The organism is Halomonas sp. PA16-9 (genome assembly GCF_009728585.1).
In the GTDB taxonomy this organism is placed as follows: Bacteria; Pseudomonadota; Gammaproteobacteria; order Pseudomonadales; family Halomonadaceae; genus Vreelandella; species Vreelandella titanicae.
The window spans coordinates 2,461,554-2,484,626 of the sequence record NZ_CP040451.1 but is presented as its reverse complement, the minus strand read 5'-3'; the positions used below and the strand labels follow the sequence as shown (position 1 = coordinate 2,484,626).

Here is a 23,073-nt window from a genome sequence, read left to right as displayed (position 1 = left end):
GGCTGGTAGCTTCAGCCAGCGGGATGTGGGGGCCAGTCCTGGTTGTCGATACCATCGGTCCATTCGAGAAAGTCAATTAGCGAGTTCATATCCTCTTCGCTAAAGTCATACGCTGGCATTTGACGACGACCCTCTATCCCCAATGGCTGGGCGCGGATCCAGGCATTAATACCCGATCGGGCAGCCTCAGGATTTTCATGGCCTCCATAGCGTTCCCAGACGTTACCCAGTTCAGGAGCGAAATAAGCACCCTCCCCCATAATGCTATGGCAGTTGATACACATGTTTTTTTCCCACACTTCTTTGCCATGCTTAACAGAATCCGTGAGGCCTTCGCTGTCCGTGGAGACATTGACCATGTACCAATGACTATGAGCCGTTAGCGCGGCAAATAGCAGGAAGAAGAACAGCGAACCACCGTAGAAAATATTGCGGGCCGCTGATTTAGTGAGACCATCAGCCATAAGCCATACTCCCTTGCTAGTCAGATCCGACCTTAGGCTGGGAAGCCAAAAGGCATGCATTTATTAAGATGTATATTATTTACATTTTTAAGGTTAGCAGAAGAATCCCCCTAGCAACATTGCCACAGATCAATTTTTGGCAAGAGCAAAACCCAGGGTAAATTTAAGATTACTAATTAATTCGAGCCAGAATGCGGCTGGGTTTCTTAATAGTGCCTAATCACTCTGTGCGATTTGCACCAGATCATAGCCGTTCTAGAGGTAGGCTGATGCTATGACTTCTCAGATTTCACACGGGCATGCACCGCTGCCGCTGATGTGGGTTGCGCTCTCTTAAAACAGAGAGAATCAAGCTTCACACTTGACAAAATACAAACTAGCCTTAATTCTGAATATAATATCATGACATGATATTTTAAGCCCACAACGATCACAACTGACTGCGAGGCTAGACAATGAACCCTCTAACCATTATTCAACTGCCCTTTACCCATTTAGCGGGATGGAAAGACCTCCAGCAACGCCATCCTTCAATCGCCACTCTGGCTTGGTGCATCGTGCTGCCCATGTCGTTGTTACCTCCCGTGATGCTCTATTATGCCGGTACACACTACGGAGATATCTTCGCTCCAGGCTTCGCCGATCGGCAGTGGCGCTTCATCACGACCATTCTGTTCCTGGCCGAGCTGCTCACCTTCTTTGTAATGGGCTGGCTAATTCACGCGGTGGTCAATAGCGATCGTGATCTCTCAATTAGCTACCACGACGCTTATCTGTTGGCAGCCCTAGCACCTTTGCCACTTTGGTCAGCAGCGACCGCTCTGCTGATCCCCAGCCTGTTGTTCAATGCGCTGGTAGTACTGGTGGCACTGGGCATCTCTTGCAGTTTGGTCTACCACGGACTGCAGGCTCTGTGTAAACGCTCAGCGAATGACGTAACAACGATGTCTGCTACTTACACCGTTATGGCCGCCGGGGTGCTGGCATGGGGCTTGCTGATGGCTATTGTCTGGGCTTACTAGGATTCAAGTAGAGTGGAACCGACTCACTAGCTAGGCTTTAAAGGAAACTCATTGACTTGCGAGATAGCGATGGATATTGAATTAAAGCGAGCCTATGACTCACCTCAAAGCAAAGATGGTTATCGTGTCCTCGTCGACGGTATCTGGCCGCGCGGGGTGTCCAAGGAGGAAGCCAAAATCGATGAATGGCGCAAGGAGGTCGCCCCAAGCAGCGAACTTCGCAAAGCGTTTCATCATGGCTCACTCGACTGGAGTGGCTTCCGCCGTCGCTATCTCAAAGAGTTAACCTCTTATCGCGAGTCTCTTCGTGATCTTGCACAACGTGCCAGGAAAGAGCGAGTTACTCTGGTATTTGCCTCTAAGGAAGAGCGCCGTAACAATGCCGTAGTCCTGCCCAGTACTTGAACATGTTGAAATAATCCGCGCTGTAAAAAACATTTTTACATCGCCACGCCCCTAGCGCCGTGGTGCATAGCCAAGCGTCTGAATTTCGAGTTGAAATCACAATAACGACTGACGTCATCGCCTACCCACTAAGGGGTAATAAGCTAATGCTCTGTAGGGGTACGCGAGACTAAAAATGATCCAGATCAACATTAGTCCCCCTTATTTCTTTAAAGTGAACTTCATACCTTTTCTCGTACTGAGAAATCAGTACCCAGCAACTCGTATACCTCTATAAACCACCTTGCCACGTTGCCGAATTGGTAATTTCAACTCAAAAGATGCATAAGGAATACTTCAATGAAAACCCTCGCGTCCATACTGTTGCTAGGCGTTGTTGCTTCTATTTCGGTTACCGCTCATGCAGATGGCGAAGCCACCTATAACCAAGCCTGCATGGCTTGCCACATGACGGGCGCCGCAGGTGCTCCCATTCGCGGCAATGCCGAACACTGGGAGCCACGCTTAGAAAAAGACATGGACACCCTGTACGACCACGCGATTAACGGTTTTCAGGCAATGCCGCCGAAAGGAGGCCAATTGGGCTTGAGCGATGACGAAGTGAAAGCTGCCGTCGACCACTTGCTAGAACCAGTTCTATAACGCTCTTGACCCAAAAGGAAACCACGATGTCCCCTGTGGCTTGCCCGCGCCGTCTAACCGGCATCTGGATTAGCTTACTGTTACTCCTAGCGATAACACTGCCCGCCCAAGCTATCGAACTGGAGCAGGTACGCGAGGGGTTTCCCACGGCAGAGCGTCTTGAAGCCGCGGATTCACAGTGGCCGGTAAGCCGTGTACTCGCCAGCGACGATGAGTTGCTCGGCTACGCTTTTGAGAGTGTGGATGTCGCTCCGATCCCCGCCTACTCAGGCAAACCGGTCAATGTACTGGTGGGCATCGGTCTGGATGGGCAAATTGTACAGGCCGACATCCTCAGTCATTCCGAACCGATCATGCTGGTGGGCATTCCCGAATCGAAGCTAAATAGCTTCGCCGATGAGCATGAATCGGCCCACGTCAATGACAGGCTCAGGGTCGGCGACAATCTTGACGCTATCTCTGGCGCGACGGTGACCGTCATCGTCGTCAGCGACACCATCATGCGCAGCGCCAGGCAAGTGGCCGCTGAACAGCAGCTCATTGCCGACCCCTCCCAGACACCACCGGCACGCGTTCGAGAAGACGTTTTCGCCCCTGCCAACTGGGATGAACTGACCGGCGACGGCACCATTCGCCGTTTGCAACTGACCCATGGCGAGGTCGATGCGAGCTTTATAGGTACGCCCGCCGAAGATTACCTGCGCTCGCCACAGCCCGCCGATAAAACCTTTATCGAGCTGTTTTACACCTACCTCAACCCACCAACCGCTGGCGCAACCTGCTCGGCGATACTGGCTATGACCAACTAATGGTCGAGCTGAAGGATGGCGAGCACGCTATTGCCGTCATGGGGCGTGGTGACTATTCATTCAAGGGTTCAGGGTATGTGCGCGGCGGCATCTTCGATCGCATCGAGCTTTCACAGGGCAGCACTCGGGTCAGCTTTCATGATCGCGATCACATCCGCCTGGGTGATCTGGCCCTCGAAGGCGCGCCCTCGCTGGCCGAGCGAGACATCTTCATCGTCCGCGAAGAGGCGGGCTTCGACCCCGGACAACCGTGGCAGCTGGAATTACTGGTTCGCCGCGCCTCTGGCCCCTTGGATACCGAGTTCAGCCGCTTTAGCGCCGACTACAGTGTTCCCGAGGCCTATATAGAACGGCCTGAGCCACCGGTGGAAGAGCCTATCTGGGTACAGGTTTGGCGCGACAAGGCTTTCCAGATCGTTGTGCTATCCGCCGGATTATTGGTGCTCACTGGCATCATGCTGTTCCAGGATGTGCTGGCGCGCCACCCGCGTGTTCTGAACCCACTGCGTCTGGGTTTCAAGATATACACCTTAGTATTTATCGGCTGGTACTCGCTGGCCCAGCTATCGGTCGTCAATATCCTTACCTTCACCAACTCGCTGATAAGCGGTTTTAGCTGGTCCTCATTTTTGATCGACCCAATGCTATTTATTCTCTGGTCGTTCGTGGCGGTGAGCCTGCTGCTGTGGGGCCGCGGAGTTTTCTGCGGCTGGCTGTGCCCCTTCGGCGCTTTACAAGACCTGGTCAACCAGGTCGCTCGCAAACTAAACGTTAAGCAGATCGAGGTGCCCTTCGGGCTCCATGAGCGCCTATGGGCGATTAAATACATCATTCTGCTGGCCTTGTTCGCAGTCTCGCTACATTCGCTTGGCACCGCGGAACGCTACGCCGAAGTGGAGCCGTTCAAGACCGCAATCACCCTGCGTTTCCAACGTGACTGGGCCTTCGTTATTTATGCTCTTGGACTGGTGGCGATTTCTGCCTTCAACCACAAATTCTACTGCCGCTATCTGTGCCCTTTAGGTGCCGGGTTGGCTATTCCTTCGCGTTTACGCCTGTTCGACTGGCTCAAGCGCCACCGCGGTAGCTGCGGTACCCCGTGCCAAATCTGTGCCAATGAATGCGAAGTGGCCGCTATACACCCGGACGGCCGCATCAATGCCAATGAGTGCCACTACTGTCTCGACTGCCAAGTGACCTACCACGACGACCAGCGTTGCCCGCCCATGGTCAAGCGCCGCAAGCGCTATGAAAAGGCGGCCAATATGTCATCGCGCGGTAATAGCGTTGAGACCCAACGGGATACCGATGCCAGCGGCAAACAGGCCGCATGGCAACGCATCCCTCTTCACCAGCAAGACTGATCTCAGGGGAATCAAGCATGAGCGATAAAAAAGACCATATTCAGGATATCGGCCGTCGCCATTTCTTGCGCAATACCGCCGTCACCGGCGTTGCCGGGCGGGCCTGGCCAGTGGTTTTGGCGCAGGTGCGTTACTCAATAGCCGTCAAGTTCAGGCCGCCGGCGCCAACGGTATCGACGTTGCACCCGGCGAGCTCGACGATTACTACGGCTTCTGGAGCGGTGGCCACTCGGGCGAGGTTCGGGTGCTCGGTGTACCTTCAATGCGCGAACTGATGCGGATTCCAGTGTTCAACGTGGATAGCGCCTCTGGCTGGGGGATCAGCAACGAGTCGAAGCGGATACTCGGCGAATCGAGCCATTTCCTCAACGGCGACTGCCACCACCCCCATATTTCCATGACCGACGGCAGCTACGACGGCAAGTACCTATTTATCAACGACAAGGCTAACACCGCGTTGCGCGCATTCGTCTCGATATCATGAAGACGGACAAGGTCACCACCATCCCCAACGTCCAGGCGATTCACGGTTTGCGCCTGCAGAAGGTGCCTTACACCAAGTACGTCTTCGCCAATGCCGAACTGCCGATCCCCCAGATCAATGACGGCCGCGACCTGGAGAACCCCGACAACTACTTCACTATGTTCAACGCTATCGATGCCGAAAGCATGGACGTGGCTTGGCAGGTGATCGTCGATGGCAACCTCGATAACACCGATGCCGACTACACCGGTCGTTTCGTCGCCTCTACCTGCTACAACTCGGAAAAGGGCATGACCCTGACCGAGACCATGCGCAACGAGCGCGACTGGGTCGTGGTATTCGACGTTGAAGCGATTGAAGCCGCCGTGGCGGCCGGGAACTACAAGACACTGGGTGAATCAAGCGTGCCGGTACTGGATGGGCGCAAGGGCTCGCAACTGACACGTTACATCCCGATCCCCAAGAACCCCCATGGCGTGAATACCTCACCGGATGGCAAATATTTCATCGCCAACGGCAAGCTATCCCCCACTTGCTCAATCATCGCCATCGACAAGTTGCCTGAGCTGTTCGACGACAGTATCGAACCGCGCGATACCATCGTGGGTGAACCTGAACTGGGCTTGGGCCCGCTTCACACCACCTACGATGGCCGGGGCAACGCCTATACCACGCTGTTCATCGATAGCCAGGTAGCCAAGTGGAATATTGAGGATGCCATTCGCCACTACAATGGCGAAGACGTCAACTACCTGCGTCAGAAGCTCGATGTCCACTACCAGCCTGGGCATAACCACGCCAGTCTCACCGAATCCCGGGATGCCGACGGCAAGTGGCTGGTGGTGCTGTCGAAGTTTTCCAAAGACCGTTTCCTGCCGGTAGGCCCTCTGCATCCCGAAAACGATCAGTTGATCGACATCTCCGGTGAGGAAATGAAACTGGTGCATGACGGCCCCACTTATGCCGAGCCCCACGACTGTATTCTGGTACGCGCCGACCAGATCAACCCAAGCCGAGTATGGACACGAGACGACCCCTTCTTCGCCGAGACCGTGGCCATGGCCGAGGCAGACGGCGTCAACCTGGAGGGCGAAAGCAAGGTAATCCGCGATGGCAATAAAGTACGCGTGTACATGACCTCCATCGCACCGCAATTTGGCCTGACCGAATTCAAGGTCAAACAGGGTGATGAGGTGACCGTGGTCATCACCAACCTTGACCAGGTCGAGGATCTGACCCACGGCTTCTGCATGGTCAACCACGGTGTGCAGATGGAGATCAGCCCCCAGCAGACCGCTAGTGTCACCTTCACCGCCGACAAAGCCGGGGTGCACTGGTACTACTGCAACTGGTTCTGCCACGCAATGCATATGGAAATGACTGGTCGCATGCTAGTCGAACCCGCCTGACGACAACACGCGGGCCGATTCCTTCGGCCCGCTGCGGGAGAACACCATGAAACGACACCCTGGCCATTTAGGCTGCCTGCTGGCACTGCTATGGCTTTTTGGGCTGCCTAGCGGGGTTTATGCCGCCAACTGGTTCGCCACGCCTGGTGAGCCGTTACAGCCGTTGATCGAACAGGCGACCGACGGCGATCAATTGCTGCTGCCTGCAGGACGCTACCCTGGGCGTGTGGTTATTGACCGCACGCTGCATATCCGGGGCGAGTTGCAAGCCATCCTCGATGCAGGAGGCCACGGCCATGCGGTGGTGCTGGCAGCTCCCGACATTATATTTGAAGGTGTCCGCATTGAAGACTGGGGAGATAACCTGACAGCACTGGAGGCCGCTATTTTGTCGAGCCCAGCGCTCACGGTAGTACCATCCGCAATAACCAGCTAAGCGGGCCTGGCTTCGGCATCTGGCTCGATGCTGTCAATAACGTCAGTGTGATAGGCAATACCATTCGTGGCGATACCCGACTGCGCTCTCAGGATCGCGGCAACGGCATTCACCTTTATAACGTTAGTCACTCGATTATCGAATCCAACGATGTTGCGCAGACTCGCGACGGCATCTATCTCGACAGCAGCCGCCACAACGTGCTGCGCGACAACACCCTGCATGACCTGCGCTATGGCGTGCACTACATGTACTCCTTCGACAATCGTCTTGAAGGCAACCTGACCCAACGAACCCGAACCGGCTACGCCCTGATGCAATCCAAACGCCTGGAAGTCGTTGATAACCGTTCGGAAGCAGACGACAACTACGGCATTTTGATGAACAACATCACCGACTCCCTATTGAGCGGCAACCGTGTCGAAGGCGTCACCCAGCCCCTGGGGGCAGATGGCGAGGGGCGCCTAGCGGGCGGCGACGGCAAGGCACTGTTCGTTTACAACTCGCAGTTCAATCGTATCGAGAATAATCGTTTCGCAGCCAGCGACATAGGCATCCATCTCACCGCCGGTTCAGAGGATAACCAAATGGCGGGCAACGCCTTCATCGCTAATAAGCAGCAAGTCATGTATGTCGCCACCCGTGAGCAGGATTGGTCGGGCAATTACTGGAGCGACTACCTGGGCTGGGATCTTGACGATAACGGTGTCGGCGACACCGCCCATGAGCCCAATGACGCCATGGATCACCTTCTCTGGCGCCACCCCTCCGCGCGCCTGTTGATGCAAAGTCCTGCGGTGTTGGCACTGCGCTGGGTGCAACGTCAGTTCCCGGTGTTTCGTCCCCGGGGGTCAAAGACAGCGCGCCCTTGATGAGCGAGCCCGGCCGAGAAGGAAATGCTCCATGAACCCAGTAATAGAACTACAGCGTGTTACCAAGCGTCACGGGGCGCTGGTACGCCTAGCCGAAATGGATCTCACCATCAAAGAAGGCGAGATGCTCGCCCTGCTGGGACATAATGGCGCGGGCAAGACGACCATTATGAAACTCATACTGGGCTTAATTGCGCCCAGCTCGGGCCACGTTGACGTCCTCGGTGGTGCTCCAGACGGGCCACATGCCGAACGCCTGCGGCGTCAGTTGGGATATCTACCTGAAAACGTCACCTTCTACGAACAGCTCACCGGGCGTGAAGTGCTCACCTATTTCGCTCGTTTAAAGCGCGCTGACCGCCATCAGGTAACGGTTCTGCTTGAGCGTGTGGGCCTGGTCGAAGCCGCCGACCGTCGCGTTAAAACTTACTCCAAGGGCATGCGCCAGCGCCTTGGCCTGGCCCAGGCTTTACTAGGGTCTCCCCGGCTATTGTTGCTGGATGAACCCACCACCGGCCTTGACCCCGCGGCCACCCGCGATTTTTATCAAGCGGTAAAAGCCCTACGCGACAACGGTTGTACCGTGCTGCTCTCTTCCCATGTACTGCCGGGCATCGAACCCTATATCGACCGCGCCTTGATCCTGGGCAAAGGGCGACGCCTGGCCCTGGGCAGCCTTAAACAGCTGCGTGAAGAAGCACAGCTACCGCTCACGTTTCGTATCCACGGCACATTGCTGGCCATGCAGTCTCAGCTCTGGAAAGCCATGTCCCTTGAGCCTATCCCAATCAATGAGTGCTGTGTGGAGGTCAACGTGCCCGCGGAAAATAAAATGCAGGTACTACGTCAATTAACCACCATGCCGAATATCGACGACATCGAGTTATCACCACCCACCCTTGAGCATCTCTACACGCATTTTTCTACTCGCCCCGCCTCACTGACGCTAGGAGCCAGCGCATGAAGGCCATGTTCATCGTCGCCGCCAAAGAGTTCCAGGATGGCCTGCGTAATCGCTGGGTACTGGCGATCACCGTGATCCTTGCCGTTCTGGCAATGGGTATTGCCTACTTTGGTGCCGCTGCGAGCGGCGGTCTTGGTTTTACTTCACTGGCCACCACCCTGGTCAGTTTATCAACTCTGGCCGTTTTTCTGATCCCCTTAATCGCGCTGATGCTAGCCTACGACGCCGTTGTTGGTGAGCAGGAGGCCGGCACGCTACTACTGCTACTCACCTACCCTATAAGTCGTTCGGCGTTGCTGTTTGGTAAGTTCTTCGGCCATGGGATGATTCTGGCTGTCGCCACGCTACTCGGTTTTGGTATCGCGGGTATGGTTATTGCGTTGGGCGCTGAAGGCGTACCGCTTATCCAACTAACCGTCGGCCTAGCACGATTGATCGTCAGCAGTGTGCTCTTGGGCTGGGTGTTTTTGGCCTTTGCCTACCTGATCAGCGTAACGGTCACCGAAAAGGCACGGGCCGCCGGGCTGGCACTGGGAGTGTGGTTTCTGTTCGTGCTGGTATTCGATCTAGTACTGCTGGCCCTACTGGTTGGCGTCAAGCAGGGGGGCGACTGGCTCCCCTACCTGATGCTGCTCAATCCCACCGACAGTTTTCGCTTGATCAATCTATCGGGGTTCGACAGCACACAGCTAGAAAGCGGTATCGCGGCTATCGCCCAGCAAGGCGCGTTCCACTCTGCCTGGCCGCCCTTGGCAATGCTGGTTTGGGTCTTGGTGCCCCTGCTATTGGCCGTCCGTCGCTTCCACCGTCATACCGCTTAACATCATCTCTTAACATCATTTTATTAACGAGGATTGACCATGCCCGCCCTGCTGCCCATTCTGGCCCTTATTATTTTGCTCCTGACCGGTTGCAACAATGCCACTGACAGCGCCGAAAGGATGCCGCCTCAGCCTATTAGCGGCGATGACATCTGCCATGTATGCGGTATGTTTATCACCGAATTCGAAGGCCCCAAAGGTCAGGCATTTATGCAAAGCCACAGTGACGCGCGTAAGTTCTGCTCCACGCTGGAGATGTTCGTTTTCCTCCAGCAGCCCGAAAATCAGACCCAGCTGCGCCACGCCTATGTACATGATGTCGGCGTGACACCCTGGGAAGCACCTAAAGACGATGCCTTTATCCCTGCAGCAGACGCTTGGTATGTGGTCGGCCATGATCGGCGCGGCAGCATGGGCCACACCCTTGCGCCGTTCTCCAGCCATGAGCGTGCCGAGCAGTTCGCCGTAGTTCATGGTGGCGAGATAATCACCTATGACGATATCGACCTGGAATTGCTCGCCCGGCTCGGGCGCCACGGAGGGAGCGGCCATGCCGCCCACTCAATGGCGCAATAAAAGTGAGGAGTGAGGCAGAAAGTAGCCGCAATTCAGGCTAGCCAGGAAAGCGGGCTGTGATGTATGGCAGCCCCCACCATGTAGGCGAATATGGCAACCGCCACTAACGCAGCAACAGCACGTGCCCTTGGCGTTGCACCGCGCTTAATCGCAATGGTGCCAATACCGATATAGGCCAGCAGCGCCAGTAGCTTGGCGCCAAGCCAAGGAAGCTGCCAGGGCCATACGGAAAGCAATACCATCAAAGTCACCCCCAGCCCCAACAGAGCCGTATCAATAAGATGAGGCAATACCTTGACCCAACGGGCGTTGAGTCGCGGGCTTTCCTGCACCGACCACCAGGCGCGCACTATGAAGAGCGTGATGCTCAGCGCAGCGGCCGTCATGTGCAGGTGCTTGATGAGGAAATAGTGCTCCATGGTAACCGTCCCTAGCCGACGTTAACCGCATTGCCGTGATGATCGAAGGCAAGATAGGCGGTGATATTACCCATTTGCAGCGACTCCATCATACGCTGGAGCTGCCGTTCAACCTCAGCGTCATCTTTTGGGTCGTCCATGGCAGCTGTGAAAACTAGATCCCATTCGATCTCAGTACGGCGTGACTCCTCAACCAACGCCGCCATGCTGGTCAACTCCTCCGTCGACTTATCTACGCATACCACAGGCACCAACACCCCCCTTCACCCTGTTCGAAGCGACGACGCTGGTCAGCATCAGGGAAATCGGGCAGCTCTGCGCGAACGAACACAAACAGCAGGCGCTGGGGCTTAGGTTGTTTACGCTTCCTGCATTAAATCGGCAAATGTCGCTATGGTCATAAAATGGGCCTTTATCGCTAGTGGTTTAGAATCAGAAGGTGAGAAAGTAGGTAAGAATGAACAGGTGAGACTCATAGGTGGCGTTACTCGGGTGACTCTACGAAAAGCCACAGCAGCAGCATTACCATAAACAGAGGGATCAACAGGCTAAGTGGCGCCGCGCGCCAACCATAGGCTTGGACTACCAGAGGCGCCATCCGCAAGGAAAACCCTACCCCCGCCGCTAAAGCCAGAAAAAGGGCGACACAAAGACTCACCCAACGACCAAGCATCCAGCCTTTGGCGTGGGCTATACCCGTCGTAATCACCGCACCTCCCAGTCCAAGCCCAGCCCCCACTAACAAAAACTCCCACGGCCGGCTAGCCATCCCAAACCCGCCCAGCGCCAACGCTAGCCCCAGTAATAGCCATTGCATCAAGCGGCAGGTGTCTCCCCGCCTGGCGATATACCAAGCCGGCCAAGCCAACAGCACACCGCTACTCAACGGTACCAGCACATAGAGGGGTTGTTTTGCGAGCAGGGCATAAAGTGTCCAGCCAGCCACCGCTAAAGCGCTTGCCAGCGGCATCAGCAGCATGGCTACCAGCAACTGATAACCATTTACTGGCTGTTTTGATGTCTCCAACGTGGGAGGCGGCACAGATGATGGCATGGCGTTTCCCAGCGAGGGTATAAAGACATCGGAAGACATGTAAGAATTGTCTGTAAATACTGGGCGTGGGTCAAAAGGCATCGGAGGTAGACCGGCTAACCCCAAAGGAATAGCCCTCGTATCGAAATGCAGACAGTGCCACACTCCCTTACCTCTTCCGCGCTATCGGAAATGCCATGAAATTACTTCAGCGCTCCCTGGTTGCTCGCATCATTGCGTCCTTACTTGCCATTAGCGGGATGGCACTCATCAGCATCACCCTGACCATGGCAATGTCTAACAGCAGCCGTGGCGATGCTGCCGCGATTAATGTCGCTGGCTCACTACGCATGAATGCCTATCAAATCATGGGGGCACTGCAACGCCTGGAGTATGCTCCAGAGGAGACTAGCGCAGAACAGCTCGAAGGACTGATTTCGAGCTTCGATCAACGTTTGTATGGCACAACGCTTCAACAAACGATCCCCATCGATGATCGTCACGAGCGCCGCCGTCAACTGGAAAAACTTCAGATCTACTGGCAGCACACGCTTCGTCCGGCACTAGAGGCACCGTCCCCAGCCACTGCGCTTGACCTCGATACGCTAGAAATGATGATCGTGGCGATGGTCAATGACATTGAAGTGCTGGTGACCTATTTGGAAGAGAGCACTGAGGCCAAGGTGCGGCTGCTGGGGATGATGCAAGTGCTCTTTCTGGTACTGATCGCTATAGTGGTCTCGATCGCCCTCTACGATGTTCGCTTCAATCTGGTAGTTCCTTTGCGTCAACTGATGGTTCTTGCCCGCGATGCGGCACAGCGTAACTTCAAGCCACGCTCCGAACTCCGCGGCAGCGACGAGTTGGCTTTGTTGGGCCATACCTTTAACAAGATGTCTGCGGAGCTTGCAACAAGCTACGCCGCATTGGAAGACAAGGTGTCGCGCAAGAAGCAGGAGCTTGAACGCAGTAATCAGGCACTGCGGGTAATGCACGATGCCAGCCGCTCGCTGTATGGGGGCGGTAATGATCTCTGCTCTAGCGCAGCCCCTATGTTACGCGAACTGGAAAAGCTGCTGGATATCGGGCCAATACGGCTTTCTCTCAACGATCCTTTCGACCAACGGGAAATGCCGGTTTTAGAAACCCACTCGCGTACCCGACCAGAGTATTGCCGTGACCAGGAGTGTCACGCTTGCCTGATCGATCCTCGCCCCTTGGAGATGGTGTCCAATAACCAGTCACAGTGCTTACTGCTACCGATTAGCGTAGGCGATACGCTGCTAGGCACCCTGGAAGTGTGGTATCCCCAGGAGCGCCTCAACGATAGCACCCGTCGGCTGCTCACCATGTTAGCCGACCAGCTCGCCACGGCGGTGTACCTGCAGCGACGTATCGAGGAGCAGCAGCACGTTACGCTGATCAACGAGCGAACCATCATTGCGCGGGAACTTCACGATTCACTAGCCCAATCGCTCTCTTATCTCAAAATGCAGGTCGCTCGACTCGAACGCATGCAGCAAAAAGAAGCCACCCGAGAGATGCAGTCTGCGGTATTCGACGAGCTGCGTACCGGCCTAAACAGCGCCTATCGTCAGCTACGTGAGCTGCTCACTACCTTCCGGCTCAAACTAGAGGGGCCGGGGCTGCAATTTGCCTTACGCCAGACCGTCGATGAGTTTAGCCAGCGCATGGAGGTAACGGTCGAGCTTGAGTACGATGTACCGCCTTACCTACTTAACCCCAATGAAGAAATTCACGTGCTGCAGATCATTCGCGAGGCGCTGGCCAATACCCACAAGCACGCCCAAGCCCACTGGGCTGGAGTCACTGTGCGCTTCGCCGATGCTCGCCTGCTAGTGCGTATTGAGGATGACGGCATAGGCCTGGAAGACGATAGCTCGCCACCTATGCACTACGGTTTGGTGATCATACGCGACCGAACCACTACCCTGAACGGGGAGCTGAGTATCGCCAATCGTCCCACAGGGGGGCAAGCATTGAGATAGTCTTCACCCCGTTGACCGCTCGCTTAATTCAGCAGCAGCCTGTGACGGCTGCCTCCGACTCTCACTTAGGTACAGGGACTTCTTAATGACGCTGACCACCGCCAACGATACACCCGCCAGCCTGATGATTATTGATGACCACCCGCTACTACGGCGTGGCGTCGCTCAGTTGCTTGAGCTAGAGGACGATCTTGAACTGGTTGGCGAGACGGGCGACCCTGAAGAAGGCATTGCACTGGCCCTCAAGCTTGAGCCTGACCTGGTTTTACTTGATTTAAACATGCCGGGCGTCAATGGCTTAGAAGCCTTGCGCCGCCTACGGGAAGCCAACTATAGCGGCCGTGTGGTGATGTTCACTGTTTCCGACCATGAGGATGATGTTGTCGCCGCGCTGCGCAACGGTGCTGACGGTTACCTGTTAAAGGATATGGAGCCTGAAGACATGGTTCGCCAACTGCGTCAGGCTGCTTTGGGGCGCATGGTCATCAGCGAAAGCCTGACCGCCCTACTCGCTGAAGCCCTGCGTAATCAGCGCAATGCCCCCACCACCCCGGATATTCATAGCCTGACGCAGCGTGAACGCGAAATTCTGCAACAGCTTGCTGGCGGACTCTCCAACAAGCTCATCGCACGCAAGCTGGATATTACCGAAGGCACGGTCAAGGTTCACGTCAAGCATCTGCTCAAAAAGCTTAACTTACGCTCACGTGTCGAAGCCGCCGTCTGGGCAGTCCAGGAAGGTATCGATCACTAATCGATTCTGTGTGGTTACCTCTAAAGACTCACAGAATACTTTTGCTCTGACCCGCCTTTACCTTCTCTCGATTTTTTCTGTTTAAAATCAATGAATCCAGGCTTTTCAGCGACTACCTCTCAAGAGGTATGTCGCTGTTTTTCATGCTATTTCCACCTATTCCCCAATTTCTTCCTCCAGCGTATCTTGCTTTCTAACTGCTAGATGCAGATAGGTTTGATGCCAAGGGGAAATCGCCATGAGCAAGAGAAATGCCGACATTGAGAAATGGAATGTCGAAGACGCCCAATTCTGGGAACAGGAAGGCAAGCACATTGCCAACCGCAATCTATGGATATCCATTCCCAGTCTGCTGATGGGATTCGCTGTCTGGATGATGTGGGGAATGATTACCACCCAAATGCAGAACCTGGGTTTTTCGTTCACGGTTAACCAGCTATTTTCACTGACGGCGCTTGCCGGTCTAGCAGGTGCCACCCTGCGCATCCCAGCATCGTTCATGATCCGCATCGCTGGCGGGAGGAACACCATCTTCCTGACCACCGCGCTATTGATGATCCCCGCAGCCGGCACTGGTATCGCCTTGATGAACCCAGGCACGCCGTTCTGGGTATTCCAGGCTTTGGCGCTACTTTCCGGTATCGGAGGGGGTAACTTCGCTTGTTCAATGAGCAACATTTCCACTTTTTATCCCAGCAAGCAGCAAGGTTACGCCCTGGGAATGAATGCAGGCCTTGGTAATTTCGGCGTCACGACCATGCAAATTGTCATCCCGCTGGTAATGACCGTCGGCATTTTCGGCGCTATAGCCGGTTCGCCGATGGAATTGCAAAGCGCTAGCGGTACGTTGATCGGCAGGATCGAAGCAGGTACCGATACCTGGATCCAGAATGCTGGCTTTATCTGGCTTGTATTCCTGGTTCCATTAGCGTTCGCCGGTTGGTTCGGTATGAACAATCTTCGCACTATTACGCCCAACCCTGGTTCGCCGCTGGCGGCTTTCAGCAAAATATTGGGCCTCTACGGCGTCGGCATGGTAACTGCCATCGTCGGCATGCTGGCTCTCAGCTGGCTTAATATGTGGGTTGCCCTACCGCTAACCATTGTTCTGACTCTGGTGTTGTTGCGCCTGATTCCTGGCGACATCAAGCCCAATATCCAGAAGCAGTTCGCAATATTTTCCAATAAGCACACTTGGTCAATGACCATCCTCTACATTCTGACCTTCGGTTCTTTTATCGGCTTCTCTGCAGCCCTGCCGCTCTCCATCAACGTCATCTTCGGCAACATGATGGAAGCCACTGCCGATGGCACGCTGATTCGCGTGGCCAACCCAGAGGCGCCCAGCGCTCTAACCTGGGCCTGGATAGGCCCCTTCGTGGGCGCCCTGATCCGTCCGCTGGGCGGATGGATCTCCGACAAAGTGGGTGGCTCCATCGTCACCCAAATAATTTCTGCAATCATGGTGGTCGCCTCTATCGCCACCGGTTACGTGATGATGCAGGCCTATAACGCCACCGACCCTAATCAATTCTTCTGGCTATTCCTGCTGCTATTCATTGTGTTATTCGCCGCCAGTGGTATCGGCAACGGCTCTACCTTCCGCAGCATCGGGGTTATTTTCGACCAGCAGCAGAAAGGCCCGGTACTTGGCTGGACCTCAGCCGTCGCTGCCTATGGCGCCTTCATCGCCCCGCGGGTAATGGGCGAGCAAATCCAGGCCGGCACACCGGAACTTGCCATGTACGGCTTTGCGGTCTTCTACGCCATCTGCCTGGTCATCAACTGGTGGTTCTACCTACGCAAAGGTGCCTACGTTAAGAACCCCTAAACAGGGCTTGCTTGTTTACGCCCGGAGCCAAGCTCCGGGTCTTCACCCCCTACCCCAATGCGGGAGGACACCATGAAAATCATGATCGCCTATGACGGTTCGCGAAACGCCAAGTTGGCTCTCGCTCAGGTCGTCAACATGTTCCGCTGCAACCAACCTCTGCTGGTACTGGTCGGCGTGGTGGAGAATCCACTCGACGCTACCGATAACAACGAGGCGCTTTTTCAGCAGGAGCACGATGAGGTTAAACGGCACCTTCAAGAGGGTGTGGCATTCGCCATCGGCGAGGGCTTCCAAGCCGAGCAGCTTCTAGCCGAAGGGGATGCGCGCAAGATGTTGCTGCAGGCCACTCGCAAACTCTCGCCAGACCTACTGGTCATTGCCCGCCATAGCCATCAGCCGGACGGCGGCATCATCGCCAAATCGTTGACTTATTTTGTTGATGAACTCGACTACATGACTTTCGGCAGCGTCAGCTCGTTCCTGGCCCGGCGCGCCGAGTGTCCCTTGTTGATCCTACCCAGCCCTTGAGCAGCCTCTACACCTCCTTTGGTACAGCCCACCTTTGGGACACAGGACGATACGACCATGAAAGTTTCCGCTGTATTCAAGTTTCGCAGCCCCGAAATTCGGGCCTTGCACCTGACCTGGATTGCCTTCTTTATTACCTTTTACGTGTGGTTCAACATGGCGCCGCTCGCGTCGAGCATGCTCAAGAGCGTCGACTGGCTGACCACGGATGATCTCAAACTATTCGCCATCTGCAACGTCGCCTTGACCATTCCCGCCCGCATCATCGTCGGCATGGCGCTGGATCGATTCGGCCCGCGACGGGTGTTCTCGGTGCTCATGGTCACTATGGCGCTACCGGCGTTGGCGTTTGCTTTCGGTAACAGCATGACGCAGCTGCTGGTGGCGCGTCTGGTGCTGAGTTCGATTGGTGCCAGCTTCGTGGTGGGTATCCACATGACGGCGCTGTGGTTCAAGCCGAAAGACATCGGCTTCGCTGAAGGCTTCTACGCCGGCTGGGGTAACTTCGGCTCCGCCGTAGCGGCCATGTCGCTGCCGACCATCGCCTTGAGCATGTACGGCGGCCCCGATGGCTGGCGCTGGGCTATCGCCCAAAGCGCTATTGTTATGGCCGCTTACGGTGTTTACTACTGGTTCGCGATTACCGATGGCCCGGATGCCCAGGCTCACCGTAAGCCACGCAAATCCGCTGCCATGGAAGTGAGCTCCTGGGGCGATATGATCAAGCTGATCATCTGGACCATCCCACTGGTCGGCGTACTCGCCATTCTGGTCTGGCGTATTCAGTATATGGGCTATTTATCAGTTACTGGTGCGACCATCGCTTATCTAGCCATTATCACGATCGTCATCTATCAAATTGTCCAGATCCTGAGAGTCAATCTACCGATCCTGCGTAAGGGTGTACCGGAGGATGATAAGTACTCGTTCAACAGTGTGGCGGCGCTGAACAGCACCTATTTTGCCAACTTCGGCGCTGAACTAGCAGTGGTATCGATGCTGCCCATGTTCTTTGAGGAGACCTGGGGCCTGAATGCCGCTACGGCCGGCCTGATCGCTGCATCATTCGCGTTCGTCAATCTGGTGGCCCGCCCCATGGGCGGCATGGTTTCCGACCGCATGGGTAACCGGCGCTTTGTGATGCTGTGCTACATGTTTGGCATTAGCGTTGGGTTCTTGCTGATGGCCATGCTCAATTCGAGTTGGCCACTGATCCTGGCCATTGCGGTGACCATCGGCACCTCGATTTTCGTACAAGGGGCTGAGGGGGCAACCTTCGGTATCATTCCCTCCATCAAGCGCCGCATCACTGGGCAAATCTCGGGCATGGCCGGCGCCTACGGTAATGTTGGCGCGGTGGTTTACCTAACCATCTTTACGTTTGTCACACCGTCGCAGTTCTTCTACATCATCGCGACCGGCGCCTTCATCAGTTGGGTTATCTGCCTAGTGTGGCTCAAGGAGCCAGAAGGCGCTTTCGATGACGAGTACTACGTCTCTTCAGTCGATAGAGACATCGAAGAGCAGGCTCTTCAAAACGCCAAGCACTGAACGGTCGGAACATCTGTAGCATCACGGCACTGTTCGCGTCGATTGGATCCGGACAGTGCCTCTAGAGTAAAAAGAGCGCCCACAGAGCGCTCTTAATCAGGATCCGTGATGTCCTCAATCCAGGTTAAGGCCGCCACAGCAGTCGGAAATCCGGTGGTAGGAATCGCTAACATGGCTACTTGTTTAAGTTCCTCGGCACTCACGCCCTCCTCCAAGGCACGACGCACATGGGAGTAAACGGCCCCTTCAGAGCGTGCCCCTATGGCCAGCGAGAGTTTTATCAAGCGCCGGCTACGCTCATCAAGCGGCCCAGCTTCAGCACAGGCTTTGCCCAAAGCGGCATAAGCTTCCCATATCTCAGGATACTGGTTTGCGACATCTCCGGCTCCAGAAGGCAAATCATGCTTTGTCATAGTGCAATACCTTAATGATAAATTGAAGTTCACAGTATAGAAGTACAGCAACTAAATGCCACACACCACACTTAAGAGCTAAACACAGTAACCGAACCAAGTATTATTAATGAGGACTTTCGATGTATATTGGCTATATCCAACTTCTTAAGCTCAGCATTAAGTGGGCTTATTCCAACCAGGAAATGGCGTCTCTTCCTGCAAATGACGCAACTCAGGTTGATGAGCTTCAGCGATTTGCGTTACCCGATTCACGCCCTCTTCCAATAAATGCACTTCTATTTGACGGCGATCCTCACGCCCTTGCCGCCGCTCAACCAACGATAGCTGCTCACAGCGGTCAACTAGCGCCACCACCCCATGATGTTTTGATTGAAGCCGCTCCGCTAGCTCCCCCACCGTCGCCCAGTCTCTTCCATAGAAACCACGAAGATGTAGCAATAGTTGATACTGCAAGGGCGTCAGCCCATAGCGGCGACAGATATCTTCACTATGGCGAAGAAAGCAACGCAACCGGTAACGAAATTGCGACAGCCGCTCAAAGTCGCTTTTATCAAGTGTCTGAGGGTTATTCATTTTTCCAATTCTCTTTACCACATACTCGGCTATTGCTGACTCGCCAATTTAGAGCGCTTTAAAAAAATACAATATCACACCATGATACAAATAACCATTGAGATTACACCTGCAGGGGGATCTGAAATGAGAGCACTCACTTTTCTCAAATTACCATTCAACCATCGTGAAGGCTGGAAAGAGCTACAGGCTTCCTCCCCCTCCATTCCTTTACTAGCGTGGCTGGTGGTGTTACCCATGTCCCTCTTGCCGCCAGTAATGCTCTATTATGCGGGCACCCATTACGGCGATGCATTTATGGCGGGCTTTGCTGACCGAGAGTGGCGTTTTATCACGACAATTATTTTCCTAGCAGAGATATTGAGTTTTTTCGTTATTGGCTGGGTAATCTACGCTGTAGTCAATGGAACTGAAGAGCTATCTATCAGATATCAAGATGCCTATTTACTTGCCACACTTGCACCAATACCGTTATTCGTCGCTTCATTGGCACTATTGGTACCCAGCTTACTTTTCAACGTAGTGGTTATACTTAGCGGGCTGGGCATCTCTTGCAGCTTGATTTACCACGGCTTACAAGCACTCTGTACCCATCAAGAATTTGATGTTGCTACGATCTCAGCCACTTACACAATCATGGCTGCCAGTGCTCTGGGGTGGGGTATTTTGTTTGCTGTTATCTGGGCTTATTAAGCCATGAATATTAGGCGCACTGGCACCAACCCATTCATCGTCAAGCCCAATGATGACGCGTGAAGCAAACGGTCTAACGTTGAGAAGTGGGTAATGTGTGCGCCAGGCAGGGCGATGAGCAAAATTCACGATCACTGGCGTCTTCCTCTTCGAGCGCTGATAGCACCAGCTCTTTGATTACTGGAAGGTGGGAATCTTCAATTTCACGAGCGGCGGTTAGTAGGGTAACTCGCCCCGCTCGTGCGAATCTCATTAAAGGCAGTAGCTTATCAGGACATGCCTTCAGCTCACGCCTGTATCGCTCAAGAAAGAGTGATTGACTGATTTTTTGCTGTCGATACTGACGGCATAATTGAGACGCAGGCGCTATCTCCGGGTACCACTCATTCAGTGCCAGGAAACTGGGAGACAGCCCGCTAGGACATAATCGATCAACCACACACCCGAGTGCCGTCGTGATCCTCTATCGGCGCATATATACGCTTTAGCATGATTTCATACGACATCGTTTATATACCTCCGCCAGCGCGCACATGGCTTCAGCGAGTAAATCTATATAGGTATTAACATAGTAGCAAACTTAGACAGGTTAATAGCCATAGGGATTTGCACCATTCATAACTGGGCGTTGGTCATCACCACGGTGGAACGCCCCCGCTCACCCTTATTTTAATAATAGGATTAGGCAAGGATGCAATAGAATTGTCTCTATGAGCGATTGCTCCCGCTAGTTAAACTTCTCCAGGTATTTTTCATTGTGCGGATTAACACATGACAATTTCAACTAACTTCATATCAAAAGTTGTTTTATTAACCGGACGACGTTGATACCAGAGACATAGTGGTACGACCTACGGCGAGCCTGTAACTCCGTATAAATTGTCCGAGCTATTCAAACAAATGTGGCAAAGCGAGTGACCTTACATGCAAGACACCAAGCTTCCTATCTACTGGCAACGTGCGATAGTCGTTGCTGGCATTATCACTATTTTCCCCGCCACCACTACGGCTCAAACAGCCCCGAACATAGGAGATAACGCTATGGCAGAACACCCGTATGTTGGCATGTGGGTAACTAAAGATGGCCAAATACGCCACGAACTTTTACCCAACAATCGTTACGATGAAGCCCGTGGTGAGCGTGAAAGCGCCTATCAGGGCCGCTATCAGGTGACAGGTAACTATATCGAATACTGGGACGACACCGGTTTTACCGCTGATGGCGAGTTTATTGATGGCGTGCTCTATCACGGTGGTATGGTGCTATACCGTAACAAAGAGTAGCGCTAAAAAACGAATCACCCGAGCCGGACTTCGCCGTAATTCGTCACTACTTCCCTGAAGTGCCACCACGTGTGGAGTATGAGCTGTCTGAGATGAGGGCCAGTATGCTGCCCGCTCTAGAGGGCTTTACTTCATGGATACGCATTCACTGGCCACAAATTGAAGAGAACCGTCGTGCCTTTGATAAGGAGCAGCCTGCCTCTACCGAAATTCGGTCGACATACCGCGATCGGGACGGTTATTGATGCCAGCGAGTCTGCCTAGTATTTATACTTCGTCTGGAGCTGAGCGATCAAATCTCACAGAGTGGCAGTTTGCGCTTCTCGCCATTGTCTTGGTGACATTCCCGTATAGGCTTTAAAAGCGCGCGATAAGGCCACTTCACTTCCATAACCCACTTCACCGGCAATAATCTTGATCGGCCGGCCGCGCTTCAACGCCTGCTGTGCCATCCTGATACGCCACCCTTGCAGATACTGACCCGGCGTATCACCCACAACGTCGCGAAAGGTGGAAGCAAACACACTGCGCGACATACCTGCCCGTTCCGCCAGTACCTCCAGCGTCCATGTTTTTGTTGGTTCTTCATGCATGGCAACAAGTGCATTGCGCAAGCGTGGGTGTGAGAGGCCCGCCAGCATCCCCCCCTTCACATCGTTATTTTCCATCAACTGTCGCAGTATTTGAATCATCACCACCTCAAATAGGCGGTTAACCAGCGCAACCCGACCGCAGCGTTGGGTAAATGCTTCTTCAAACAGCAGATCGAGAACCTGCGCTACACCAGCAATGGAATCCAAAGGCAAACACACAACGTTAGGCAAACTTGCTGCAATTGGATTCTGCTCGCCTCCCTCAAAACGTAAGCTTGCACAGGCCATGTCGGCACCCTGTTCAGGATCGGTCATGAAACGGTGTGTCATTGGCCGAGCATAGAGCAACAAACTGGGCTGCGTAATGCTCAGAGAGCCATCGTGGTGTACCACTTTAACCGTTCCACGCCGCACCAAGTGCATCTGCCCTGATACCCCATCGGCTTCCAATGTATTGGTGCCGCATAAAGCCCCTGCGTGAAATACCTGAGCCGTTACCGAAAAGTGCTCCATCAGAGTTGCTAACCTATCGACCATTTGATACTCCAAATCAATTTATCGAGATTATAGATCACCAATCGTCCAATCATAACAGGCAGAATGCCTATCACCGGACAACATTTGTTTTCGGATCAACCACTGCTTTGGAGAAAACTAGACATGACTATCGAAAAAATTCTTTACACAGCTACTGCCTCAGCCACAGGTGGACGCGAAGGCCAAGCCACTTCTTCCGATAACGCTTTGAACGTCAAGCTTTCCACGCCACGCGAACTGGGCGGTGCGGGTGGAGATGGCACCAACCCTGAGCAGCTGTTCGCCGCTGGCTATTCAGCCTGCTTTCTGGGCGCCCTGAAATTCGTGGCGGGCAAGCAAAAAATCAGCCTTCCTGAAAGCACGTCTGTCACCGGAAAAGTTGGTATTGGCCAGATACCTACCGGCTTTGGAATTCAAGCTGAATTAACGATTGCGGCGCCAGGTGTGCCCAACGACGTTTTACAAACGTTAGTCGATCAGGCCCACATCGTCTGCCCTTATTCCAACGCCACGCGCAATAACATCGACGTCACACTCACCATCACCGAATAAACACCACCACCACTACTCAACCGCGAGAA

Annotated in this window: 27 protein-coding genes and 1 pseudogene; 20 read left to right on the top strand and 8 right to left on the bottom strand. The window is 54.2% G+C overall.

Annotated elements, in window-relative coordinates:
* Positions 1-11: 11 nt before the first annotated feature.
* Positions 12-464, bottom strand: a complete 453-nt coding sequence (locus tag FDY98_RS11435; protein WP_027959375.1) for a c-type cytochrome — start codon at positions 462-464, stop codon at positions 12-14.
* Positions 465-919: 455 nt separating this feature from the next.
* On the opposite strand from FDY98_RS11435, the gene FDY98_RS11430 reads away from it, so the two are divergent.
* The 11 genes and pseudogenes from FDY98_RS11430 to FDY98_RS11390 all read left to right on the top strand — a co-directional run bounded on the left by FDY98_RS11430 (position 920) and on the right by FDY98_RS11390 (position 10,268).
* The gene (locus FDY98_RS11430; RefSeq protein WP_009286641.1) at positions 920-1,486 is read left to right on the top strand and encodes a YIP1 family protein; all 567 of its coding nucleotides are present in this window, start codon (positions 920-922) and stop codon (positions 1,484-1,486) included.
* Positions 1,487-1,555: 69 nt separating this feature from the next.
* Positions 1,556-1,891, top strand: a complete 336-nt coding sequence (locus tag FDY98_RS11425) for a DUF488 domain-containing protein (protein WP_155705843.1) — start codon at positions 1,556-1,558, stop codon at positions 1,889-1,891.
* 339 nt (positions 1,892-2,230) lie between these two features.
* Positions 2,231-2,533: a c-type cytochrome gene (locus FDY98_RS11420; protein ID WP_022523551.1), complete on the top strand. Its 303-nt coding sequence runs from the start codon at positions 2,231-2,233 to the stop codon at positions 2,531-2,533.
* A gap of 26 nt (positions 2,534-2,559) precedes the next feature.
* Entirely contained in the window at positions 2,560-3,342 is a 783-nt protein-coding gene (locus tag FDY98_RS27825) for an FMN-binding protein (protein ID WP_340146495.1), read from the top strand.
* Positions 3,342-4,706 carry a 4Fe-4S binding protein gene (locus FDY98_RS27820; RefSeq protein ID WP_340146494.1) on the top strand — a complete coding sequence of 455 codons (1,365 nt, stop codon included), beginning with the start codon at positions 3,342-3,344 and terminating at the stop codon, positions 4,704-4,706. Before FDY98_RS27825 ends, FDY98_RS27820 begins: the two co-directional genes overlap by 1 nt.
* A 17-nt stretch (positions 4,707-4,723) precedes the next feature.
* Positions 4,724-6,599 (top strand): annotated as a pseudogene (nosZ, locus tag FDY98_RS11410) (TAT-dependent nitrous-oxide reductase).
* A 46-nt stretch (positions 6,600-6,645) separates the two neighbouring features.
* Positions 6,646-7,035, top strand: coding sequence for a hypothetical protein (locus FDY98_RS26215; RefSeq protein WP_196518008.1), 390 nt, complete (start codon positions 6,646-6,648; stop codon positions 7,033-7,035).
* Complete coding sequence (gene nosD, locus FDY98_RS11405; protein ID WP_196518253.1) at positions 7,017-7,907, top strand: nitrous oxide reductase family maturation protein NosD; 891 nt, start codon at positions 7,017-7,019, stop codon at positions 7,905-7,907. Before FDY98_RS26215 ends, nosD begins: the two co-directional genes overlap by 19 nt.
* A 31-nt stretch (positions 7,908-7,938) precedes the next feature.
* Positions 7,939-8,871: an ABC transporter ATP-binding protein gene (locus tag FDY98_RS11400; RefSeq protein WP_155705841.1), complete on the top strand. Its 933-nt coding sequence runs from the start codon at positions 7,939-7,941 to the stop codon at positions 8,869-8,871.
* Positions 8,868-9,692: an ABC transporter permease gene (locus tag FDY98_RS11395; protein ID WP_027959372.1), complete on the top strand. Its 825-nt coding sequence runs from the start codon at positions 8,868-8,870 to the stop codon at positions 9,690-9,692. The genes FDY98_RS11400 and FDY98_RS11395 overlap by 4 nt, the downstream gene beginning before the upstream one ends.
* A gap of 39 nt (positions 9,693-9,731) precedes the next feature.
* Entirely contained in the window at positions 9,732-10,268 is a 537-nt protein-coding gene (locus tag FDY98_RS11390) for a nitrous oxide reductase accessory protein NosL (RefSeq protein ID WP_035537393.1), read from the top strand.
* Between the two features lie 32 nt (positions 10,269-10,300).
* Here FDY98_RS11390 and FDY98_RS11385 read toward each other — a convergent pair whose 3' ends face one another.
* The 3 genes from FDY98_RS11385 to FDY98_RS11375 form a co-directional block, all read right to left on the bottom strand.
* Positions 10,301-10,687 (bottom strand): SirB2 family protein, encoded by a 387-nt coding sequence (locus FDY98_RS11385; protein ID WP_027959370.1) that lies wholly within the window; start codon positions 10,685-10,687, stop codon positions 10,301-10,303.
* Positions 10,688-10,698: 11 nt separating this feature from the next.
* Positions 10,699-10,938, bottom strand: a complete 240-nt coding sequence (locus FDY98_RS27815; RefSeq protein WP_340146493.1) for a hypothetical protein — start codon at positions 10,936-10,938, stop codon at positions 10,699-10,701.
* Positions 10,939-11,171: 233 nt separating this feature from the next.
* The gene (locus tag FDY98_RS11375; RefSeq protein WP_231500676.1) at positions 11,172-11,741 is read right to left on the bottom strand and encodes a hypothetical protein; all 570 of its coding nucleotides are present in this window, start codon (positions 11,739-11,741) and stop codon (positions 11,172-11,174) included.
* A gap of 176 nt (positions 11,742-11,917) precedes the next feature.
* On the opposite strand from FDY98_RS11375, the gene FDY98_RS11370 reads away from it, so the two are divergent.
* The 5 genes from FDY98_RS11370 (at position 11,918) to FDY98_RS11350 (ending at position 18,396) form a co-directional block, all read left to right on the top strand.
* Positions 11,918-13,729 carry a type IV pili methyl-accepting chemotaxis transducer N-terminal domain-containing protein gene (locus FDY98_RS11370; RefSeq protein ID WP_340146492.1) on the top strand — a complete coding sequence of 604 codons (1,812 nt, stop codon included), beginning with the start codon at positions 11,918-11,920 and terminating at the stop codon, positions 13,727-13,729.
* Between the two features lie 85 nt (positions 13,730-13,814).
* Positions 13,815-14,483: a two-component system response regulator NarL gene (gene narL, locus FDY98_RS11365; RefSeq protein ID WP_027959366.1), complete on the top strand. Its 669-nt coding sequence runs from the start codon at positions 13,815-13,817 to the stop codon at positions 14,481-14,483.
* 238 nt (positions 14,484-14,721) lie between these two features.
* Positions 14,722-16,314 carry an antiporter gene (locus FDY98_RS11360; protein ID WP_027959365.1) on the top strand — a complete coding sequence of 531 codons (1,593 nt, stop codon included), beginning with the start codon at positions 14,722-14,724 and terminating at the stop codon, positions 16,312-16,314.
* Between the two features lie 72 nt (positions 16,315-16,386).
* Positions 16,387-16,845 carry a universal stress protein gene (locus FDY98_RS11355; RefSeq protein WP_022523564.1) on the top strand — a complete coding sequence of 153 codons (459 nt, stop codon included), beginning with the start codon at positions 16,387-16,389 and terminating at the stop codon, positions 16,843-16,845.
* 57 nt (positions 16,846-16,902) lie between these two features.
* Positions 16,903-18,396 (top strand): MFS transporter, encoded by a 1,494-nt coding sequence (locus tag FDY98_RS11350; protein WP_027959364.1) that lies wholly within the window; start codon positions 16,903-16,905, stop codon positions 18,394-18,396.
* A gap of 92 nt (positions 18,397-18,488) precedes the next feature.
* Here FDY98_RS11350 and FDY98_RS11345 read toward each other — a convergent pair whose 3' ends face one another.
* Both FDY98_RS11345 and FDY98_RS11340 read right to left on the bottom strand, forming a co-directional pair.
* Positions 18,489-18,809 (bottom strand): carboxymuconolactone decarboxylase family protein, encoded by a 321-nt coding sequence (locus FDY98_RS11345; RefSeq protein WP_027959363.1) that lies wholly within the window; start codon positions 18,807-18,809, stop codon positions 18,489-18,491.
* A 159-nt stretch (positions 18,810-18,968) separates the two neighbouring features.
* The gene (locus tag FDY98_RS11340; RefSeq protein ID WP_027959362.1) at positions 18,969-19,385 is read right to left on the bottom strand and encodes a MarR family winged helix-turn-helix transcriptional regulator; all 417 of its coding nucleotides are present in this window, start codon (positions 19,383-19,385) and stop codon (positions 18,969-18,971) included.
* A gap of 126 nt (positions 19,386-19,511) precedes the next feature.
* On the opposite strand from FDY98_RS11340, the gene FDY98_RS11335 reads away from it, so the two are divergent.
* Positions 19,512-20,078, top strand: a complete 567-nt coding sequence (locus FDY98_RS11335) for a YIP1 family protein (protein ID WP_027959361.1) — start codon at positions 19,512-19,514, stop codon at positions 20,076-20,078.
* Positions 20,079-20,151: 73 nt separating this feature from the next.
* Here FDY98_RS11335 and FDY98_RS11330 read toward each other — a convergent pair whose 3' ends face one another.
* The gene (locus FDY98_RS11330) at positions 20,152-20,517 is read right to left on the bottom strand and encodes a DUF488 domain-containing protein (protein WP_340146491.1); all 366 of its coding nucleotides are present in this window, start codon (positions 20,515-20,517) and stop codon (positions 20,152-20,154) included.
* A 485-nt stretch (positions 20,518-21,002) separates the two neighbouring features.
* On the opposite strand from FDY98_RS11330, the gene FDY98_RS11325 reads away from it, so the two are divergent.
* Together FDY98_RS11325 and FDY98_RS11320 are read left to right on the top strand one after the other, a co-directional pair.
* Positions 21,003-21,362, top strand: a complete 360-nt coding sequence (locus tag FDY98_RS11325; protein WP_081742520.1) for an Atu4866 domain-containing protein — start codon at positions 21,003-21,005, stop codon at positions 21,360-21,362.
* Between the two features lie 104 nt (positions 21,363-21,466).
* Positions 21,467-21,607 (top strand): hypothetical protein, encoded by a 141-nt coding sequence (locus FDY98_RS11320; RefSeq protein ID WP_231500675.1) that lies wholly within the window; start codon positions 21,467-21,469, stop codon positions 21,605-21,607.
* 54 nt (positions 21,608-21,661) lie between these two features.
* Here FDY98_RS11320 and FDY98_RS11315 read toward each other — a convergent pair whose 3' ends face one another.
* Entirely contained in the window at positions 21,662-22,492 is an 831-nt protein-coding gene (locus FDY98_RS11315) for an AraC family transcriptional regulator (RefSeq protein WP_027959359.1), read from the bottom strand.
* A 123-nt stretch (positions 22,493-22,615) separates the two neighbouring features.
* Between FDY98_RS11315 and FDY98_RS11310 the strand changes: the two genes are divergently transcribed.
* Positions 22,616-23,044, top strand: coding sequence for an organic hydroperoxide resistance protein (locus FDY98_RS11310; RefSeq protein ID WP_027959358.1), 429 nt, complete (start codon positions 22,616-22,618; stop codon positions 23,042-23,044).
* Positions 23,045-23,073: the final 29 nt, after the last annotated feature.